General features: G+C 53.3%; 17 protein-coding genes. 9 read left to right on the forward strand and 8 right to left on the reverse strand.

What is annotated here, in order from left to right:
- Nucleotides 1–66: 66 nt before the first annotated feature.
- Together AC2LB6_RS01160 and AC2LB6_RS01165 are read right to left on the reverse strand one after the other, a co-directional pair.
- Nucleotides 67–1,926: a M48 family metallopeptidase gene (locus tag AC2LB6_RS01160; RefSeq protein ID WP_490092063.1), complete on the reverse strand. Its 1,860-nt coding sequence runs from the start codon at nt 1,924–1,926 to the stop codon at nt 67–69.
- A gap of 367 nt (nt 1,927–2,293) precedes the next feature.
- Entirely contained in the window at nt 2,294–2,902 is a 609-nt protein-coding gene (locus tag AC2LB6_RS01165; RefSeq protein WP_490092064.1) for a DUF2628 domain-containing protein, read from the reverse strand.
- Nucleotides 2,903–3,138: 236 nt separating this feature from the next.
- Here AC2LB6_RS01165 and AC2LB6_RS01170 point away from each other — a divergent pair, with 236 nt between their 5' ends.
- Both AC2LB6_RS01170 and AC2LB6_RS01175 read left to right on the forward strand, forming a co-directional pair.
- Nucleotides 3,139–3,480 (forward strand): hypothetical protein, encoded by a 342-nt coding sequence (locus AC2LB6_RS01170; RefSeq protein WP_490092065.1) that lies wholly within the window; start codon nt 3,139–3,141, stop codon nt 3,478–3,480.
- Nucleotides 3,481–3,551: 71 nt separating this feature from the next.
- Nucleotides 3,552–4,109: a hypothetical protein gene (locus tag AC2LB6_RS01175; RefSeq protein WP_490092066.1), complete on the forward strand. Its 558-nt coding sequence runs from the start codon at nt 3,552–3,554 to the stop codon at nt 4,107–4,109.
- Between the two features lie 157 nt (nt 4,110–4,266).
- Here the strand turns inward: AC2LB6_RS01175 and AC2LB6_RS01180 are convergent, their stop codons facing one another.
- A complete protein-coding gene (locus tag AC2LB6_RS01180; protein ID WP_490092067.1) occupies nt 4,267–5,385 on the reverse strand; it encodes an ABC transporter ATP-binding protein in 1,119 nt (372 codons plus the stop codon).
- Between the two features lie 325 nt (nt 5,386–5,710).
- On the opposite strand from AC2LB6_RS01180, the gene AC2LB6_RS01185 reads away from it, so the two are divergent.
- The 6 genes from AC2LB6_RS01185 (at nt 5,711) to AC2LB6_RS01210 (ending at nt 13,034) form a co-directional block, all read left to right on the forward strand.
- Nucleotides 5,711–6,931: an extracellular solute-binding protein gene (locus AC2LB6_RS01185; protein ID WP_490092068.1), complete on the forward strand. Its 1,221-nt coding sequence runs from the start codon at nt 5,711–5,713 to the stop codon at nt 6,929–6,931.
- A complete protein-coding gene (locus AC2LB6_RS01190) occupies nt 6,931–8,280 on the forward strand; it encodes a carbohydrate ABC transporter permease (RefSeq protein WP_490092069.1) in 1,350 nt (449 codons plus the stop codon). Before AC2LB6_RS01185 ends, AC2LB6_RS01190 begins: the two co-directional genes overlap by 1 nt.
- Before the next feature lie 10 nt (nt 8,281–8,290).
- Nucleotides 8,291–9,142: a sugar ABC transporter permease gene (locus AC2LB6_RS01195; RefSeq protein WP_140033818.1), complete on the forward strand. Its 852-nt coding sequence runs from the start codon at nt 8,291–8,293 to the stop codon at nt 9,140–9,142.
- A gap of 3 nt (nt 9,143–9,145) precedes the next feature.
- Entirely contained in the window at nt 9,146–10,339 is a 1,194-nt protein-coding gene (locus tag AC2LB6_RS01200; protein ID WP_490092070.1) for a glycoside hydrolase family 53 protein, read from the forward strand.
- Nucleotides 10,340–10,380: 41 nt separating this feature from the next.
- Nucleotides 10,381–12,456, forward strand: coding sequence for a beta-galactosidase (locus AC2LB6_RS01205; RefSeq protein WP_490092071.1), 2,076 nt, complete (start codon nt 10,381–10,383; stop codon nt 12,454–12,456).
- A 263-nt stretch (nt 12,457–12,719) separates the two neighbouring features.
- Nucleotides 12,720–13,034 carry a PTS sugar transporter subunit IIB gene (locus tag AC2LB6_RS01210; protein ID WP_090964776.1) on the forward strand — a complete coding sequence of 105 codons (315 nt, stop codon included), beginning with the start codon at nt 12,720–12,722 and terminating at the stop codon, nt 13,032–13,034.
- A 110-nt stretch (nt 13,035–13,144) separates the two neighbouring features.
- Here AC2LB6_RS01210 and AC2LB6_RS01215 read toward each other — a convergent pair whose 3' ends face one another.
- On the reverse strand, nt 13,145–14,407 hold the full coding sequence (locus tag AC2LB6_RS01215) for a maltoporin (protein ID WP_490092072.1): 1,263 nt from the start codon (nt 14,405–14,407) through the stop codon (nt 13,145–13,147).
- A 265-nt stretch (nt 14,408–14,672) separates the two neighbouring features.
- Between AC2LB6_RS01215 and AC2LB6_RS01220 the strand changes: the two genes are divergently transcribed.
- On the forward strand, nt 14,673–15,743 hold the full coding sequence (locus AC2LB6_RS01220) for a LacI family DNA-binding transcriptional regulator (protein ID WP_490092073.1): 1,071 nt from the start codon (nt 14,673–14,675) through the stop codon (nt 15,741–15,743).
- 306 nt (nt 15,744–16,049) lie between these two features.
- Here the strand turns inward: AC2LB6_RS01220 and AC2LB6_RS01225 are convergent, their stop codons facing one another.
- The 4 genes from AC2LB6_RS01225 to AC2LB6_RS01240 all read right to left on the reverse strand — a co-directional run bounded on the left by AC2LB6_RS01225 (nt 16,050) and on the right by AC2LB6_RS01240 (nt 19,765).
- On the reverse strand, nt 16,050–16,823 hold the full coding sequence (locus AC2LB6_RS01225) for a COG4705 family protein (RefSeq protein ID WP_490092074.1): 774 nt from the start codon (nt 16,821–16,823) through the stop codon (nt 16,050–16,052).
- 405 nt (nt 16,824–17,228) lie between these two features.
- Nucleotides 17,229–17,972 carry an SDR family oxidoreductase gene (locus AC2LB6_RS01230; RefSeq protein ID WP_490092075.1) on the reverse strand — a complete coding sequence of 248 codons (744 nt, stop codon included), beginning with the start codon at nt 17,970–17,972 and terminating at the stop codon, nt 17,229–17,231.
- Nucleotides 17,973–18,026: 54 nt separating this feature from the next.
- Entirely contained in the window at nt 18,027–19,130 is a 1,104-nt protein-coding gene (locus AC2LB6_RS01235) for an alkene reductase (protein ID WP_490092076.1), read from the reverse strand.
- A gap of 53 nt (nt 19,131–19,183) precedes the next feature.
- On the reverse strand, nt 19,184–19,765 hold the full coding sequence (locus AC2LB6_RS01240; RefSeq protein ID WP_490092077.1) for a TetR/AcrR family transcriptional regulator: 582 nt from the start codon (nt 19,763–19,765) through the stop codon (nt 19,184–19,186).
- Nucleotides 19,766–19,780: the final 15 nt, after the last annotated feature.

The raw sequence follows: 19,780 nt of genomic DNA on the forward strand, positions 1-19,780 counted from the left end.
GACTGGAAATGGATGTTCGCATTGGCTCCCTTATCCGCTGCGATGAGGGAGCCGATGACTTACGGGTTATGCGCTTTGCGTCGCTTCCGCCGATTCTTCTTTCAGTAACGCCCTGACTGTCTGATGACGATGCCAGTAATAGCCGAGGGTGTTTTTAAAGGCTTCTATCTCTTTCTTCAGGCCAGGCAAGGGGATCTCACTGCGCTTTTTGCCTTTAGCGTTCGGCTGCTCATGCTGCACGTAGAGCTTATCCCGGCCGAAATTACGGATAACATTGATGTTTTTAACGTTATCCCAATCCAGCAGTTCGGCGGTTTTCGGTGAGACGATGCCCTGCCAGGTGATGACAATCTGTGAGTCATCTTTCAGCGTGTAAGGCACATTGGGGAAATGCTTCAGCACCAGCGCGGTTTCCATTTCACCTTCAGGCTGATAGCGCCAGGCCAGGCTTTCCTCATGCACTGAAGAGAAGTCGCGTTCATATTTCTGCCACAGTTGCTGTTCAATTTCGTTGGCAACGGGCATCAGATCGACCCAGCTCTCGGCCGGGAAATCGGCGGCGACCGATGCATAGTCGGCTTCATCGATGTTGTACCCGACATTGCGCATCCTTTCTGCCAGCGGCGGGTGTGAATCAAACGGGTGCGGCACATTCTGTTCGCGGACAATGCTGATAAAGTCCGGAGAGGCGACATGCTCAGGCAGACCGGCAGCGATAGCTTTACTGATCCCCAGTTCATTTTCATGCAGCGTCCGGTTATTAAAGAAGTTTCGCTCAACTTCACTGCGGTAGCTGGCATAGGCCGACACTTTGATCAGCGATTCGATAATCGCGGCGGGGGAGACCAGCGTTGAGGCATTGCGATCCGCCACAAACTCGCGTTCACGGCTGTTGCGCTGCCATGCCAGCTCAAACAGCATGCGATAGAGATAGAGCGGATAGTAGACGATCAGCGTTGCCAGATTCTGACCCATCAGCTGCATGTAGAGGTCAAAGCGGTGCAGCTTCGGTCCCAGCAGTGCGCCGGAAGCGGTGTCGCCTTCATGCAGGTGTGTCAGTTCATGGACCATTACGCCATCAGCCTGCGCAACGGTGAGCTGACGCAGCAGCGGAATACTGACATAGAGCTTACGACCGGTGAGAGGATGCCCGTTTACGCTCAGCGGGGCTTCCGTCACGTAAAAGTTGGTATCGATACCCGCAACGATATGATCGGGTGGCGTGGTGCCCACTCTGGCGGCCAGCATATCAATCTGTGACCAGAGTGCCGGAGCCGCTTCGCGGGTCACAACTTCGCCTTCAATACTCTCTTCCGGTGGGAGTTTTTTGAAGATGCCTTTAATCATGTAATACATGCCAGCCAGCACCAGCAAGCCTACCGCCATAACCAGTTTTGGATAGTAGGTTTGCGTGAAGAAGGCGGTGCCCCAGAATGAGAGCCAGACCAGCATACCGCCCTGCACCATGACTTCCAGCGAACAGGCCAGCATCAGGAACTTGCGGGCCAGCGCCAGACTGATTACCTGTCCCTGGCGGCTTTTAAAGGCCAGCGCACTGAACAACAGCACCATCAGCAGAACAACGCCGCTGCCGATCAGCGTCCAGAATGCCACTTTATCCATCATGTAGAACTGCCACAGTTCGGATTGCGGTGCGCAGACGGCGTTTTTATAATCCTGCAGATTTTCATCGACCGGACCGCAGACGCTGGACGGCGGGTTTTGCTGTAAAAATGCCTGCAGTTTGCCGGTATCCTGATGTTGCTCTTGCGCATCGTTCATGAAGAACTGGGTGTACTGCTGATCGAGTTGCGCGTTGCCGTATTCAGCAAAAACCAGAGTAATAACGGGTACCAGAAACAGTGTGAACAGCAGCCAGAGAAATACCTTCAGATAACCCTTTTTCAATTCCGTTAATGATTTCAAAATAATAACATCCTATATGTCAGTGAAAGGGAGAAGCTGCTGACATCAGGAAATTCTTAAAAAGAACACCCTGGCCCCGTCTATGCTGTGGGGACACGTAAGCGAGCTTCAGCGATATTATAATTATTGCAGAGGGATTATAAGCCAGTCTCAACCCTTTTTGAAAAGGCCCGCAAAAATATTCCAGGATATTTTTTATCGCCAGTCAGCTATTCTGCGGGCGCCTCATTTTTGTTCAGGCATGACACCAGAAATTTGAGTTAATGTTCATTATTTATTTTGGACAGCCGCCTCAGGGGCGTTTAAAAAACTGCCTGTCTGCTGACGCTATACCACTTTTTATATTTCGGCAGCTGCGCTGAAAATATTACCAGCGCATCCCTTTAAAGGGATTCCAGCCGTTATCGCCTTTTCTCTCTTTCAGGTAATAACTGTAGTTCGTGCTCATGCCGTACAGGGCATTAAAGCCATAGCCCAGGCCAATCTGAAGGTATCGTGGAAATTCCATGCCCGCTATCGCTAAGGCGATGATCAAAATAGTATAAACAGCTATCATAATTAAAATAAGCATGATGTTCTTCTTCCACAGACCGAGTACAAACAGATAAATCGGACCGAAAAGGAAGGCAACTAAGTTCATGTTCACTCTCAGTTTTTGCCTGAAAGGCAATTGTTTCAATGCCTCTCTGAAGCCGGGTGTACTGGGAGCACCATGACGGTCAAAAAAATCAAAGCGGGCCTGCCACTTCGCACTGTACTTTTTAGAAGCACTGGCTTTATTAATACTTTCAAAGGGTTGATTCATATGTTCCTCTATGCCTTGCGAAAAAATCTGGCGATTCCGAAACGGTTTCATGCGGATGACAACAACTAAGTTTCTGCTTAACGCCTGCCGGAACCGCAGATGAGAATGTTCAAAGACAGTAGTGACACAGTCGCTATTCATTCGCATAGAAATAATATCGTAACGTAACAAATGGCTCTGCTGCACCCTGGGTGCAATATCAACGCTATAAGTGCGTGATTAAGCATAAGCAACAACATCAGGAAATAACCCTGGCAGCATCAGGCGCTTTATAATGAAACAGGTCGATATGCCCTGAGCGGGTCTGAGAGAATATTAGCACCAAAGAAAATATCGCCACAATGATAAAAATATGTTAATTTCCAGAAAATCATTCCTCGTTCCTAACCCATTTAAAGGATATAAAGATGATCGTCTGGAGCGGAGTCGGGTTTTTTGTCGCGCTATTAATTTGTGCCGCCTGGCTGCTGTGTAAATGGGCTCTGGATTTTTATTACTATGACGGTTTCTTTGTCGCGCATTTATGGGCAACAGGGGCGACCCTCATCATCGCGGCCCTTTTTTGTGCGGTCTTCGTCTGGGCGCTCCGGCAGGAAAAATGGCTGGATTCTATCGCAACGGCGACGAAAAGTGAGCCGATGATGGCCCCCGAAAAAACCCACAACTTCTTTTTTATCCCCGTTCTCTACTGGCCGATTATTCTGTTTCTGCTCGGCTCAGGGATCTGTATTTACGACCTGACCCGATAACACCTCTGCCTCGCTGACACCTGATGTGGTGTCAGTGGAATGGAAATATCCACTACACGAAGGAGTTCACGGTGAAATTACGTCAATCAATAAACATTATGGGTGCCCTCTGCCTGACCGCTGCTCTTGGCAGCGCCCCGATGATCGCATCAGCAGCCGAAGCGAAAACAGCACAGGCTGCAAACACGCAGACTCAGACGATCTCTTTGCTGGATGGCAAACAGACTTTCAAACTACAGGGCTATGAGAAGCAGCCTGTACCGGGCGGCGGACCAGGTACCATGTATGTGAACAAGCAGGAAAAACGCGTATTGATCATTGGCGAAGAAGAGATCCCGGTGATTGCGCGCGGTGGCAGTGACGCTGATTTTCTTGAGGGCGGGAAGTCTATCAAAGACAAGCAGAAGCAGGCTTCACCTTCCTATACGGTGATCAGTGAGAAAACTGAGAATGCCAATGGTCTGCCGGTCTATCACATTGAAGCTACTGACAAGATGGGTGGCAACGATGTGCAGCAAGCTACTCTGCTGGCGGCCGCCAACAAGAAATTCACCGTGATTCAGGTGGTTTCAAATCACAAAGATAAAGCTGGCCACCTGAAAGCGGTTAACAACATTCTTGGTAAATAAGCCGGGATAGCGGGTTAGTGAGGGAAGGGATTGCGGGTGAGTTCATGTTTTGCTCAGAACATGCCGGCAATGCCTTCTCTGTACCCACTATTATTCCAGGCCTGAAAACATAAAAGGCCGTTTCCGGCCTCTCGTTATCTCCCTCCAGACACTCACTTCAGGCCGCGCGCACCTGCGGCATCTCGATATCCGCGCTGATGCGTGCGCCATCGGCATCAAACACCATGCAGTGGTGTGGATGGAAGGTAGGACGCAGCGTCTGATAGGGACGGAAATGCACATCGCCAGGCAGCAGCATCTTGAAGCCGTCGTGGCCGTGGCTCTGACCAAAAAGATAGGTGTTGTTGCCGAGTCGCTCAACCACCTCGCAGTGGAAGTCGATGTTCAGTGGCGCATCGCCACTGATCTGCAACTGCTCCGGCCGGATGCCCAGCGTGATCTCATCACCTGGCTGCAACGGTCGGATGGGAAAGGGGAGTTGCAGCCGGTGTTCGCCGTCATTAATCACGGCGATCAGCCCGGCAGGGCCACACTGCTCAACGCGCGCGGGCAGGAAGTTCATCTTAGGTGAACCGATAAAGCCTGCGACAAAGCGGTTGATCGGATTGTAATAGAGTTCCATCGGTGAGCCGACCTGTTCCACCTTGCCGTAGTTCATCACTACAATCTTATCGGCCAGCGTCATCGCTTCTGTCTGATCGTGCGTGACATAAACCATGGTGGTTTTCAGCTCCTGATGCAGCTTAGCAATGTGCAGCCGCATATCGACACGCAGCTCTGCATCCAGGTTCGACAGTGGCTCATCAAACATAAACACCCGAGGATTACGGACAATCGCGCGGCCAATCGCAACACGCTGACGCTGCCCGCCGGAAAGTTGTTTAGGTTTACGATCCAGCAACTGCCCCAGCTGCAGCGTCTTCGCCACCATCTCTACCTGATGCTGAATCTGCGCCTTTGGCAGCCCGTTCACTTTCAGGCCGTAACCAATATTCTCCGCCACCGTCATATGGGGATAGAGTGCATAACTCTGGAACACCATCGCGACGCCTCGGTGCGAAGGCGCGACATCATTCATTACCTCATCGCCAATCAAAATCTCGCCTTCACTGATCTCTTCCAGCCCGGCAATCAGCCTCAGCAGCGTGGATTTACCGCAGCCTGATGGACCGACGAAAACCGCAAATTCACCGGCCTCGATATCGAGCGCAATATTTTTCAGCGTTTCTGTTTTACCAAAGCGTTTGGTGACGTTTCTCAATCTGATACTGGACATGCTGATCCTCACGGCAGGAGATTTGGCGGCTAAAATGTACGACGTATAACAGTTGGTCTTTTTTCACGTCAGCCCTGATGGTGCCTGCGCTGACTATAACGTTACGCCAGAGTGCGCCCTATCGCTGTTTTTGATTTCTGTAATACCGATCACACATTGGTGCAAACGGGCTGGAGCGCGACACCTGTTCCGCGTAGCGTATGGCATAAATGTGATACGTTATTCACGCTACACATGTCCGGTGATTCCCTGTTCAGCATGTGTCTGAAAAAAGAACAACAGCAAATGACAGCTTAAAATGTCATACCTTCACACGAGGCCAGCAATGAAAATTAAAATCAGCGTTACGCTACTCATGTCAGCATTGATGCTTAATCAATCCGTCTGGGCCGCTCAGCAACTCACCGTCTGGGAAGATATTAAGAAAGCAGAAGGCATCAAAACGGCGGTTGCCGATTTTCAGAAACAGTACGGCGTTGAAGTGAAAGTGCAGGAGATGCCGTTTGCACAGCAGATCGAAAAGCTGCGTCTGGATGGCCCGGCGGGAATCGGCCCTGATGTGCTGGTGATCCCCAACGACCAGCTCGGCAGCGCGGTGGTGCAGGGCTTGCTGGCACCGCTGAAAATCGACGCAGCAGAGCAGAGCGCTTATACCCCGTCGGCGATGGCGGCTTTCACACAGAACGCCGTGGTCTATGGCGTCCCCAAGGCAGTAGAAACCCTGGTGCTGATCTACAACAAAGATCTGCTGCCCGCGCCGCTGAAAACCCTGGATGAGTATCGCGCTTTCTCGCAAAAGCAGCGCGAGGCGAAAATGTATGGCCTGCTCGCCAAGTTTGATCAGATTTATTACAGCTGGGGTGTGATGGCTCCGATGGGGTCTTACATCTTTGGCAAAGACGCCAAAGGCGCGATTAACACCAAAGATATCGGACTGAACACACCGGGCAGCGTGGACGCGGTGACTTATCTCAAGCGTTTCTTCAGTGAAGGATTGCTGCCGGGCGGCATCATGGGCGACAACGGCCTTAACGCTATCGACTCGCTGTTTACCGAGAAGAAAGCGGCGGCTGTGATCAACGGGCCGTGGGCTTTCCAGCCTTATCAGGCTGCCGGGATCAACTACGGCGTGGCGCCCCTGCCATTGCTGCCAAACGGCAAGCCGATGAGCTCCTTCCTGGGCGTAAAAGGCTATGTGGTGTCCACCTGGAGTAAAGATCAGGCACTGGCGCAGAAATTCCTCACCTTTATCAACCAGCCGCAGTATGTGAAAGAGCGTTATCAGAAAACTCAGGAGATCCCACCGGTCACTGCGCTGATGAACGATCCGATTATCAAAAATGATGAGAAGGCCAATGCGGTCGCGGTGCAGGCGGCACGTGCGTCAGCCATGCCAGGCGTACCAGAGATGCAGGAAGTGTGGGGACCGGCCAATGCGGCGCTGGAGCTGAGCGTTTCCGGCAAGCAGGAGCCAAAAGCGGCGCTGGATAACGCAGTGAAGCAGATCACCATGCAAATTGAAGCAATGCAGGCCAGCAACCAGTAATGCCGGTTCGCGGGATAACCGTACAGGATAAGGATCAGGGTGTGGCGATATCTTCCGATGAACATCTGGTGACGGCTAAGCGACCGCGTCGTCATGCGACGACCGGTGCGCTGCTGGCACTGCTGCCTGGCTGCGGCCAGTTTTACCACCGTCAGTGGGCGAAAGGGTTGTGCTTTCTGATTCTTCTCAGCAGCTTTACCGGCGTCTTTCACGATTTTCTGCGTGAAGGATTCTGGGGGCTTTATACGCTGGGGGAATCGGTGCCGCGCGATAATTCCATTTTCCTGCTGGCAGAAGGGATTATCAGCGTGCTGATTGCCGCCTTCGGCGTGGCGGTCTGGGGCGTGTCAGTGCGCGACGCATGGGTCAACGGCGTTAAGCGCGATAAAGGCCAGCAGCTTAACAGCGTGCGTCAGCAGTACCAGTTACTGCTGCGCGACGGCTTCCCGTATCTGATGATTTCGCCGGGCTTTATTCTGCTGGTGTTCGTGGTGGTGTTTCCGATTCTGTTTGGTTTCGCCATCGCCTTTACCAACTACAACCTCTACCACACACCCCCGGCGAAGCTGGTGGACTGGGTGGGGTTTAAAAACTTCATCAACATTTTCACGCTGTCGATCTGGCGCTCCACTTTCTTTGACGTGCTGCAATGGACGGTGGTCTGGACGCTGCTGGCGACCACGCTGCAGTGCACCGTGGGCGTGATGCTGGCGATTCTGGTCAATCAGAAAGACCTGCGCTTTAAGCCGCTGATCCGCACCATCTTTATCCTGCCGTGGGCGGTGCCGGGCTTTGTGACCATTCTGGTATTTGCCGGGATGTTCAACGACAGCTTTGGGGTGATCAATAACGCGATTCTCGATTTCTTTGGCATCGCGCCTAAAGCCTGGATGACCGATCCGTTCTGGACCAAAACGGCGCTGATCATGATGCAGACCTGGCTCGGCTTCCCGTTTGTCTTTGCGATGACAACCGGTGTACTGCAGGCGATCCCGGATGACCTTTATGAGGCAGCCATTATGGATGGTGCCAGCGCCTGGACACGGCTGAAAACCATCACGCTACCGCTGGTGCTCTACGCCATTGCGCCGATCATCATCACGCAATACACCTTCAACTTTAATAATTTCAACATCATTTATCTGTTTAACAACGGCGGTCCGGCCGTGGCGGGATCGAATGCCGGAGGAACCGATATCCTGGTGTCGTGGATCTACAAGCTCACCATGTCGTCGTCGCAATATGCTATCGCGGCCACCATCACCATTCTGCTGTCGATTTTCGTGGTAGGTCTGGCGCTGTGGCAGTTCCGCGCGACCCGGTCGTTTAAACAAGATGAGATGGCGTAAGGGAGCAGTTATGGCGAAGTCCGGCAGTATTAAACGCGAAAGGTGGATACGCCTGTCGCTGACCTGGCTGGTAGTGCTGGTCGTCTCGACCATCATCATTTATCCGCTGGTCTGGACGGTAGGGGCATCACTGAATGCAGGCAACAGCCTGCTCAGCAGCTCAATCATTCCGGAGAATGCGTCGCTGCAGCACTACCGCGACCTGTTCAACGGCACGGTGCCTTATATGACGTGGTACTGGAACTCGATGAAAATCAGTTTCCTGACCATGGTGCTGACGCTCATCAGCGTCAGCTGTACCGCCTATGCCTTTTCCCGTTTTCGGTTTAAGGGACGGCAGAACGGCCTGATGCTGTTTCTGCTGCTGCAGATGATCCCGCAGTTTTCGGCGCTAATCGCGATTTTCGTGCTGTCGCAGTTGCTGGGATTAATCAACAGCCATCTGGCGCTGGTGTTGATCTACGTCGGCGGAATGATCCCGATGAACACCTATCTGATGAAGGGCTATCTCGACTCGATTCCCAAAGATCTGGATGAGTCTGCGCGCATGGACGGGGCAGGCAATTTCCGTATCTTCGTGGAGATCATCATGCCGCTGTCAAAGCCGATTCTGGCGGTGGTGGCGCTGTTCTCCTTCACCGGGCCGCTGGGCGATTTCATTCTCTCCAGCACCATTTTGCGTACGCCTGAGCAGTTCACGCTGCCAATTGGCCTCTATAACCTGGTGTCGCAAAAAATGGGTGCCAGCTATACCACCTATGCAGCCGGTGCTGTGCTGATTGCCGTGCCGGTCGCGGTGTTCTATCTGGCCCTGCAGAAATACTTCGTTTCCGGCCTGGCCTCAGGCAGTACTAAAGGATAAATCATGACGCCAAAAACATTGATTCTCGCCCTGGCGCTGGCCTGGGCGACACAGCTGCTCGCCGCCGATCAGCCTGCCATCCCTTCTGCCGGGCCGTGGCCAGCCGATTTTATCAAGGGTGCGGATATCTCTTCGCTGGCTGAGCTGGAGAAGCAGGGCGCGAAATTCTATAACGCGGACAACCAGCAGCAGGATGCCATCGCCATCCTTAAAGCCAATGGTATCAACACCATCCGTCTACGGCTGTGGGTCGATCCCACCGACAGCAGCGGCCACACCTACGGCGGTGGCGGCAACGATCTGGCGACCACGCTCGCGCTGGCGAAGCGTGTAAAAGCGGCGGGACTGAAGCTGCTGCTGGATATTCATTACAGCGATTTCTGGACCGATCCTGGCAAGCAGTTCAAGCCCAAAGCCTGGCAATCGCTGACCTTTCCTCAGCTGGAAACGCAGGTGCATGACTATACGCGTGACACCATCGCCCGCTTTAAAGCAGAAGGTGTGATGCCGGATATCGTGCAGATTGGCAACGAGCTTAATGGCGGCATGCTCTGGCCGGAAGGCAAGAGCTGGGGCCAGAACGGCGGCGAGTTCGATCGGCTGGCCGGTCTGCTGAAGGCAGGCATCAGCGGTTTGCGCGAGAACCTTAGCGATCCGCATCAGGTGAAGATCATGCTGCATCTGGCCGAGGGCACGAAAAATGACACTTTCCGCTGGTGGTTCGACGAAATCGTTAAGCGTGATGTCCCGTTCGATGTGATTGGCCTGTCGATGTACACCTACTGGAACGGTCCCATCAGCGCCCTGAAAGCCAACATGGATGATATCTCGCGACGCTATAACAAGGACGTGATGGTGGTGGAAGCCGCTTACGGCTACACGCTGGAAAACTGCGACAACGCTGAGAACAGTTTCCAGGCCAAAGAGGAGCAGGCGGGCGGCTATCCCGGCAGCGTAGCAGGCCAGGCGGCCTATCTGCATGACCTGATTAAAGCGGTGCTGGCAGTGCCGGACCATCGCGGCAAGGGCGTGGTCTATTGGGAGCCAGCATGGATCCCCGCGCCCGGCAATACCTGGGCCACACCCGCAGGCATGAAATATATCCACGACGAATGGAAACAGGGCAACGCCCGCGAAAACCAGGCGCTGTTTGACTGTCACGGCAAGGCTCTGCCTTCGCTGCAGGTTTTTCATTAACTATTAGCGCTAACGCTGATGTCTTCCTCTGAGGAACAGGTATGAATAAATTTCCCCCGCTCAGCGCCCGGGTTAACCGGCTGCTGCATGGTGCTGACTACAATCCGGAACAGTGGGCGCATCAGCCGGGCATTATTGATGACGACGTAGCAATGATGACGCAGGCGAACTGTAACGTCATGTCGGTGGGTATTTTCAGCTGGGCGAAGCTGGAGCCGGAAGAGGGACGCTATGAATTTGGCTGGCTGGATGAGGTGATTGATACCCTCTGGCTGCAGGGAATTTCTGTGTTTCTTGCTACACCGAGTGGCGCACGTCCGGCCTGGATGTCGCAGGCATATCCGGAAGTGTTGCGCGTGGGACGCGATCGCGTGCCGGCCCTGCATGGCGGCCGTCATAATCACTGTATGTCCTCACCGGTCTATCGCCAGAAAGTGCAGGCGATGAACAGCAGGCTGGCGGCGCGTTATGCGCATCATCCGGCGGTGATCGGCTGGCATATTTCCAATGAGTATGGCGGCGAGTGTCACTGCGATCGCTGTCAGGAGGCGTTTCGCGGCTGGTTGCAGCGCCGCTATGAGACGCTGGAGAAGCTGAATCTCGCCTGGTGGAGCGATTTCTGGAGTCACACTTACAGCGACTGGTCACAGATTGTGTCGCCTGCGCCACAGGGTGAGATGTCGATTCATGGCCTGAATCTGGACTGGCGGCGGTTTATGACCGATCAGGTGACTGACTTCTGTCGTGAGGAGATTAAACCGCTGAAGCAGGCCAATCCCGATCTGCCTGCCACCACTAATTTCATGGAGTACTTCTACGACTACGATTACTGGAAGCTGGCATCGGAACTGGATTTTATCTCGTGGGATAGCTACCCGATGTGGCACAACGAGAAGGATGAGACCACGCTCGCCTGTTATACCGCGATGTATCACGATTTGATGCGCACCCTGAAGCAGGGCAAGCCATTTGTGCTGATGGAATCGACGCCGGGCGCGACGAACTGGCAGCCGACCAGCAAGTTAAAGAAGCCGGGAATGCATATTCTGTCATCGTTACAGGCGGTGGCGCACGGTGCGGACGCGGTGCAATATTTCCAGTGGCGCAAGAGTCGGGGTTCGGTCGAGAAGTTTCATGGCGCAGTCGTCGATCATGTCGGTCATCTGGATACGCGTACTGGTCGTGAAGTGAGCGAACTGGGCCGGATGCTTGCCGCGATGACGCCAGTGATGGGCAGTCGGGTTGAGGCACGGGTGGCGATTATTTTCGACTGGGAGAGTCGTTGGGCGATGGATAACGCGCAGGGTCCGCGCAATCTCGGTCTGCATTATGAGCGCACGGTGAACGAGCACTATCGGGCTTTCTGGGAGCAGGGTGTTGCGGTAGATGTGATTAATGGCGACAGCGATTTGAGTGGTTACGATCTGGTGATTGCGCCGATGCTCTATATGGTGCGCGACGGTTTCGCGGCGCGTGTAGAGGAGCATGTTGAGCGGGGCGGGCATTTTGTGGCCAGTTACTGGAGCGGCGTCGTGAATGAAAGCGATCTTTGTTACCTCGGCGGGTTCCCTGGGCCATTGCGGTCACTGCTAGGCATCTGGTCAGAAGAGATAGATAGTCTGACCGATGAGGAGTTTAACGGCGTGCGCGGGGTGCGAGGCAATGAGCTGGGGTTGAGCGGGCCGTATCAGGCGCGGGAGCTTTGCGAGCATATTCATCTGGAGGGTGCGACTGCGCTGGCCAGTTACGAGAGTGATTTTTATGCCGGAACACCGGCAGTGACGGTGAATCGAGTGGGGCTGGGCAAAGCCTGGTATATCGCGTCACGTAATGATCTGTCGTTCCATCGGGATTTTTATGGTGCGCTGATTAAGCAGCTTGGGTTACCGCGTGCGCTGGAGAGCGAGTTGCCCCCTGGCGTGGTGGTTCAGCGCCGTACCGACGGTGAGCAGGCGTTTCTGTTTGTGCAGAATTTTACGGCGCAGGTGCAGCAGGTGTCGTTGCCTGCCGGCCTGAGTGATTTGATTGATGGCTCGGGTGTGGGGGAATCGCTGACACTGGGGCCGTGGGGATGTCGGGTTTTGAGTGCAATGCTAATTGAAGGCGCAAGCCTGTAACGCTAGTTGAATGCCGCTTGATGGCAGGGTGATCGCAGGCTCAGGGGGCATATGCCCCCATCGCTTTTGATTTGGGCGTTGTCTGTGGGAAGTGCTGGGTTTTGCTTTTGATAGAGGGCAGGTTTTTAGAGGCTGATTGCAGGGTAGATGCAGGAAGAGTGTATATTCTGTGAGCGGTCCCGCGCCTATCCCCCCTCGTTTTCGTTTATCAGTCGTGAGTGGCGGGCAGCAGCCCGCCTTTTTGTTATCTGAAGGAGACCAACATGGTGAGTCTGAAATCATTTAAGCAATATTTCAGTCGGCAGCCGCTGACGGTGGAAGAGCTTGAGGTAGACAGCGAGCTTCTGGAGCGTCTGGTGAACTGCTTTGGCGGGCGTGAGAATATTCAGCAGGTGGACGCCTGTTTAACGCGGCTGCGCGTGAAGGTGACGTCGCTGAAGGCGGTGGATACGGCGGGATTGCAGAAGGCGGGGGCGATTGGCGTGGTGATTCTGGGGCATGAGGTTCATGCGATCTTTGGAACGCAGTCCGACCAGTTGCGTCAGTTGCTGGAAGCCCGTTTCTTTAAGCCGGAATAAAAAGCCGCTGTAAAAATATGAAGTAAAAAAAAATGGATAACCGTCGCCGGTTATCCAAATAAGCCCCTGCATAAGAGCTTAACAATGATCACAATGAGGAGACTGCGCGGTTACCACCAGGCTTCGACCTGTACACCGAAGTTCCAGGTGTTGTTACTGGTGTTGTCTTTGAAGCTGTGCCCGTCTTCTGAGTCATTCAGGTAAGAAGCAAACAGACGCAGCTCCGGACGTGACATAAATTCGGGACCGGCTGCCAGGCCCAGCGCCAGCGTATATTTCTGACCCGCCTGTTTATAGTCGCTGCCTACTTTGTTCTCATCTTTCTGCCAGAAGCTACCAACTTCGCCGATGCCGCGGACATACTGCGTGAATTGATACTGACCACGACCCACCAGCGACAGCAAGGTGCTTTTGCTGGTCTGCGCGGTGACATCATCGGCAGAACCCCAGGTAAAGACCTGATTCAGGGAGAACTTGTCGGTAATCGGCAGCAGGCCGGTATTGATCACGCGATAGCCGGTGGCGTTTTGGGTATCGTTCCACATGTCATACCAGCCGCCGCCCTGCGAAATCATGTTCTGCGCCAGACCTTTGTTGGCGTACTGGAAGACCAGTTTCTGATAGCCGCCCCACACGTCCTGACTGATTTCACTGGTAACCATAACGCCATTATCTGCGTCATACAGGCCACCATATTCTTTCTGTTTGTTGGTGGTGTTCGGCATAGCGTAATCAATACCAAACTCAGTCCAGGCGCCGCTCCAGGGTTTCCAGCCGGCATAGCGAAGATCAAGGTAGTTGATATTGACGTCGTTATCGCCATCGACGCGGTAATCGACGTCATTGGCATCGCCACGGATCCAGGCAAAGGAGATAGCGCCCGGACCCAGCGTATAGTTCTCGATACCGGCACCCGAGCCGGAGATATTCCAGTACTTAGTATCAATAATGTGCAGATCGTGACGTTGGTAGTAACGTTTACCGCCCCAGATCACTGCATTCTTATCACCCGGCACCAGCCCTTTGATCTGCAGATTGAGCTGACGCAAACCAAACTGCGCATCGTCGCCGAAGGTGGTTTCGTTATCATTAGAACCGTCGGAGAACATGCTGACCATGGTGTCGACGTAAAAACTGACGTCATCCTTTTTGTAGACTTCGCTGCCCAGCTCAACCTCGCCATAGGTGTCGGCTTCATTGCCAAGACGGCCAATCTTGTTTTTTTGATACTCTTCAATACCGCCATCCTGCGATACGCCAACGCCACCACGCAGATAGCCATGGAAATCAATGTTGTCGATAGCGGCATAGAGCGTCGGGGAGGTCAGGGCCGCAGCAAGCGCCACAGCAGCAGTACATAACCTTGTTTCCATGTTATCCTCAATTTTCTTTGTAATACGTTCACATGACAGCGGCAGTAAACGCCTTTTGTCAGATGAGTGACAAACAAAATCGGGATAATGTGTGATGAACTGCAAATAAATTGGCGCTATTTGTAACGATTAGTGAATCAGATCACCAAATTTGACTATGTGAAGGTATTACTTTTACTTTTTATTCGCGCAATGTGACTGCAGCAGTCTGGCTTAACTTCCGCCTGTGATACCATTCCGTTATCGGTCATCAGGGATGCGGATTATGAAATCAAAAAATGCCACCTTAGAGGATGTCGCCCGTCACGCTGGCGTGTCGTATCAGACGGTTTCGCGCGTTTTGAATAAGTCGGCGAACGTCTCGGAATCAACGCGGCGCAAGGTAGAACAGTCAATTGAGACCCTGCGTTACGTGCCTAACCGACTGGCGCAGCAGTTGGTGGGGAAGCAGAGTACGACGCTGGGTCTGGTGACCACATCGCTGGCTTTACATGCGCCATCACAGGTGGCCGCTGCGGTTAAGCGTTATGCCAACGCAGCGGATTATCAGGTGCTGATCGCTATGATTGATGAGAACGTCAATCAAAGTCTGCAGAATTGTATCAATGAGCTGAAGTCTCAGCGGGTGGACAAGGTGATTATTAACGTCCCGCTGGAGAGCAGCGATGCCGAGAAGATCGTGCAAGAGAACGAAGATATCCTCTGTCTTTTCCTGGATGTCGATCCCTACAGTTCGGTGTTTAACGTTTCGTTTAATCCGGCTGATGGCACCCGCGCCAGCGTCAAATATCTTTATGAGCAGGGGCATCGTGAATTCGCGCTGCTGGCCGGGCCAAAGGAGTCGGTCTCCGCTAATCTGCGGTTAAAGAGCTGGCTGGATACGCTGGAGAGTTATCGTCTGAAGCCGGTCAGCGTCAGCCACGGTAACTGGGATGCGCAGAGTGGTTACAGCGGGGTGCTGCAACTGCTGCGGGAAGCGCCGGATTTCAGCGCGCTGCTGGTGGGCAACGACCAGATGGCGCTGGGTGTACTGAGTGCGTTGCATCAGCGCGGCGTGGCGGTGCCGGGTCAGATTTCGGTGATTGGCTACGATGACACCTATGAAAGCGCCTTCTTCCATCCGGCACTGACGACGGTGTCGCTGGATCTGGATTTGCAGGGCAAAGAGGCGGTCGCGCGTCTGCTGTTAGCCAGCGAGCAGGATGAGCAGCGCTCCTCTTCGATTCTGCCAGCAAAACTGGTGGTGCGCAGTTCGACCGGAAGCGCCGGGCAGCAGCAGCGGGATTTAAAGCAAATTGCCGAACAACTGCGGCTGATCGCCAGTCGACTGGAGTAGCTCTGCCTGGGTTCATATTTTAAAGAGTAAGAAGCTACCGCTGCTATGCTGAGATCAGGATAACTATTCATAACGTCGGTGAAATCAGCCGATGATGAAATCGCGGTCTGTGAACTGACGTTATGAATCGTGAGTCTGCAGGTACTTTCTGCCGCACATGATGGTCATATCATATCCTGTTAGCGTTCAGCCCGATTTTAACGTCTGGGGGCTGTGACGCTTCAGATAATAAAAAAAGCCACCATCGCTGGCGGCCCTGATGAATTTTAATGTGAGCGTTGCCGGTAAATCTGCCGGTGACGCTTTTTAATTTGCAGCGACAGTTTTCATTGCCGGACGCTGTGGCAGCACCACCAGTAAAGCGATAATGATCAGAGCCAGCGTCAGCGAAGCACCGTAGCGACTCAGCGCAAGTCCGCCTGCAGCAAGGGGTTTATCCAGAAAATCGCCGACAACGGCACCCAGTGGTCGGGTCAGGATAAAGGCTGCCCAGAAGAGCGCAGTGCGCGAAAGTGACGTAAAGCGGCTGACCGCCCAGATGATAGCCAGCGCGCCAACAAACAGCAGGATCCCGCCATCGTAGCCCAGCCCTTCAGTGTCTGCCGTCCAGTCACCTAATGCCGTGCCCAGCGTTTGTGAAAACATGATGGTGACCCAGTAAAAACTCTCGGTAACCGCGTTGTTCACCGAACTCACCGCGACTGTGCCGCAGGTAATTTTCCAGAGGAAGAGCGAGAGGATTAGCAGTGTGCTCAGCAGCAGGGTGCCGCCCAGATAACCAATGTTCAGTGAGCGATCGGCAAAATCTGCCATCGTTGTGCCGACAGTTGTTGTCGCGACAACGGTGAACCAGTATATCCACTTGTTAAAGCTGTGGCGGTTGATCTGCACCACTACCGCCACCAGAAAGATGATGGCGAAAATCAGTGTACCGGTCAGGTAACCAAGATTCATCGACATGGTCACCGCATCGCCACCGGTTTCACCCAGGGTAGTCGCAGCGATTTTGGTTAACCAGAAAGCTGCGGTAATAGCCGGAACTTTACTCAGAGAATGAGGAGCTGTGTTGTTATTTTGCATAGGATGATACTCCGGAAAAGCCCAATATGGGCTAAGACAGCGGAGAGGTTATAGGATTAATCTTAAGAAAAGATTAAGCTGAGGGAAACAATAGGAGCGATTCCTGACACAGCCTGCAGTCACTAATGTGGTGTTTAGTAACTGATTTTAAATGATATATTTGCTTAACGAACGTCACGTTCGAGCCGTAATTCGGATAAACAGATAAGAAAAAATTCTTAGTGACTCCGTTTTCTTCTTAATGATAACGCCATGCGAGTCGCGATAGCCTGCCAGCTTGGTAAGTTAAGAATGGCTGACCGTGCAGCAGCAGGGCACGCGGGTCATGCCTGATTAGTGGTGCCCTGATAAACAGCATCAGGGCAAGGCGAATGGCAGGGTAACTTCAACGCTGCCCTCTGAAGATCACCAGTTTTGTCGGGTGGGAGAGACGATCAGGTCGTTGACAGTGACGTTCTGCGGCTGATTGAGGGCATAGACCACCGCATTAGCCACATCCTGTGGGCTGATGGCGATTTTATTAAGTTCCTGCGCCACTTTACGGCCCTGAGGATCGGCGACTTTATCGGCCCAGCCAGTATTAATCACCCCGGGGCTGACGGTGCTAACACGTATCCCGTTATTGACGCCTAAATCCTTACGCATGGATTCGGTCATGGCATGGACAAAGAATTTGGTTGCGCTGTATACCCCCGCACCCGCATCAACCTGATGGCCCGCAACCGACGCCATATTCAGGATCTGCCCATCATTTTTTTTCAGCATAACGGGTAACACCGAGGCAATGGCATTCAGGTAGCCTTTAATGTTGACGTCTATCATCCTGTTCCACTCTTCCCAGGCAATGTCACTCCAGCCTGAGAAAAGCATCAGGCCTGCGTTGTTAATCAGGATGTCTGCCGAGCCGAACGTGTCACAGGCAGTCTTCACCAGCGCCTGGGTATCTTCCAGCCGCGTCACATCGGTAATCAGGCTGACAGCGCGCCCTCCTTGCGCTTCTATCTGACGCACCAGCTCATCCAGGCCGCTCTTATCCAGCGCGGCGGCCACAATATTTACGCCATGACGGGCAAGTTCCAGCGCAGCCGCTGCACCAATCCCGGAGGAGGCTCCCGTAATAATGGCTGTTTTGTTTTGCAGATAATTCATTGTCATTTTTCCTTCGGTAAAACGTGGCGGGGCGAGCGCCCGCCAAAACAGTGATCAGAAAGTGCCTTCCGGCCAGTCGGTGTAACCCTTTGCACCACCGCCGTAATAGGCTTCTTTCGGCGCAATGGTCAGTTCAGCACCGTAACGCAGACGTTTCACCAGGTCCGGGTTGGAGATAAACAGGCGCCCAAAGGCAACCGCATCTATGATCCTCGCGTTACGGCGGCTGATGGCCATTTCAAGGTCATAGTTGTTGTTGCCAATGAATGGACCGTCGAACTGAGCGCTGAGCGCGTCCATGTCCACGTCGGCAGGCACCTCGCGGGAGGTGGCCGTCGCGCCTTCAACGAAGTGCAGATAAGCCAGATTGAACCGGTTAAGTTGCTGAATGAGGTAGCCGTACATCGCCATGACGTTGCTGTCTGGCGGGGTATTTCCGGCGTCAGGCGTGACCGGAGAAAGGCGGATACCCACTTTGTCACTGCCCCAGATATTGACGATGGCTTCTGTGACTTCAAGCGTCAGGCGGGCGCGATTTTCGATGGAGCCACCCCAGGCATCGGTACGGTGATTGGTCGAATCCCGCAGGAACTGATCGAGCAGATAACTGTTGGCTGAGTGAACCTCTACGCCATCAAATCCTGCACGCAGGGCATTTTCCGCTGCACGTTTGTACTGTTCAATAATGCCTGGGATCTCTCTGGTTTCCAGCGCACGCGGCGTCGAAACCGGTACAAAACCGTTTACGGTATAAGTCTGGCCCTCCGCTTTGATGGCAGAGGGTGCTACCGGACGCTCACCACCAGGCTGAAGTTCCACGCTTGAAAAGCGGCCGACGTGCCATAGCTGGCAGACAATTTTGCCTCCTTCGGCATGGACTGCCTCGGTGACCTTTTTCCAGCCAGCTACCTGCTCTTCGCTCCATATCCCGGGCGTTGCGGCATAGCCGCGTCCCTGCGGAGAGATGTTGGTGGCTTCAGAAATAATCAGGCCAGCCCCGGCACGTTGTGCATAGTAAGTGGCATGGAGTTCATCCGGTACGCCATCTTCACCGTAACGGCTGCGGGTAACCGGAGCCATGACAATGCGATTGGCCAGCTCAAGGCTGCCCATTACAAAGGGTGAGAATAAATCGGTGCGGCTGCTGTTGTCAGTCATATAAACCCCTTAATAGTTGACCGGTCGTCTAGTAAATGGGTAAAAAAATACGGCTACCCAAGTAGCCGCGTTGTTGCGTTCATCGCCTGACCAAAGGCTTTGTCAGGATCGTGAATTTTTGCCATCAGTGAGGCACCGAGCCAGAGCTGATAGAGTTCTTCTGCCGTTTCAGTCGCATTCTTCACGGCGGGCAGGGAGCCATCTTCCTGACCCAATCGGATACAGGCGGCGATTTTCTGCACGATATCGTGCGTGCCGGTTGCCAGAACATGGCGCATATTATCGAACTGGTCGCAGACTTCTGCGCCCAGTTTCACTACCAGACATTTGCTTTCAGGCAGGTCTGCACCCTGAGTCGTTTTCCAGAAAGTGAAATAGCGAATCAGTCGCTCTCTTGCCGTGCCGGTCCCGCCTAACTGATGCTCAACTTCCTGCAGATAGTGACTGAAATAGTGATTCAGCAACGCTTCAGCAAACGCTTCCTTTGACGGGAAATAGTAATAAAACGAGCCTTTCGGAATACCGGCCGCTTTGACAATCTCGGAAATCCCGACGGCGCTGTAGCCTTTGTGAGTAATAATCGCCCTTGCTACATCAATGATGTGCTGGCGCATATCGGTTGTTTGTTTTTTCATGATTGGCACACCTTA

The organism is Pantoea sp. RCC30.1 (assembly GCF_058148845.1).

Bases quoted from the DNA above. Each gene is read 5' to 3' on its own strand.
- AC2LB6_RS01230 (WP_490092075.1), bottom strand. From the start codon at position 17,972: ATGAATTATCTGCAAAACAAAACAGCCATTATTACGGGAGCCTCCTCC.
- AC2LB6_RS01240 (WP_490092077.1), bottom strand. From the start codon at position 19,765: ATGAAAAAACAAACAACCGATATGCGCCAGCACATCATTGATGTAGCA.
- AC2LB6_RS01215 (WP_490092072.1), bottom strand. From the start codon at position 14,407: ATGGAAACAAGGTTATGTACTGCTGCTGTGGCGCTTGCTGCGGCCCTG.
- AC2LB6_RS01210 (WP_090964776.1), top strand. From the start codon at position 12,720: ATGGTGAGTCTGAAATCATTTAAGCAATATTTCAGTCGGCAGCCGCTG.
- AC2LB6_RS01205 (WP_490092071.1), top strand. From the start codon at position 10,381: ATGAATAAATTTCCCCCGCTCAGCGCCCGGGTTAACCGGCTGCTGCAT.
- AC2LB6_RS01235 (WP_490092076.1), bottom strand. From the start codon at position 19,130: ATGACTGACAACAGCAGCCGCACCGATTTATTCTCACCCTTTGTAATG.
- AC2LB6_RS01220 (WP_490092073.1), top strand. From the start codon at position 14,673: ATGAAATCAAAAAATGCCACCTTAGAGGATGTCGCCCGTCACGCTGGC.
- AC2LB6_RS01185 (WP_490092068.1), top strand. From the start codon at position 5,711: ATGAAAATTAAAATCAGCGTTACGCTACTCATGTCAGCATTGATGCTT.
- AC2LB6_RS01195 (WP_140033818.1), top strand. From the start codon at position 8,291: ATGGCGAAGTCCGGCAGTATTAAACGCGAAAGGTGGATACGCCTGTCG.
- AC2LB6_RS01190 (WP_490092069.1), top strand. From the start codon at position 6,931: ATGCCGGTTCGCGGGATAACCGTACAGGATAAGGATCAGGGTGTGGCG.
- AC2LB6_RS01225 (WP_490092074.1), bottom strand. From the start codon at position 16,823: ATGCAAAATAACAACACAGCTCCTCATTCTCTGAGTAAAGTTCCGGCT.
- AC2LB6_RS01170 (WP_490092065.1), top strand. From the start codon at position 3,139: ATGATCGTCTGGAGCGGAGTCGGGTTTTTTGTCGCGCTATTAATTTGT.
- AC2LB6_RS01200 (WP_490092070.1), top strand. From the start codon at position 9,146: ATGACGCCAAAAACATTGATTCTCGCCCTGGCGCTGGCCTGGGCGACA.
- AC2LB6_RS01180 (WP_490092067.1), bottom strand. From the start codon at position 5,385: ATGTCCAGTATCAGATTGAGAAACGTCACCAAACGCTTTGGTAAAACA.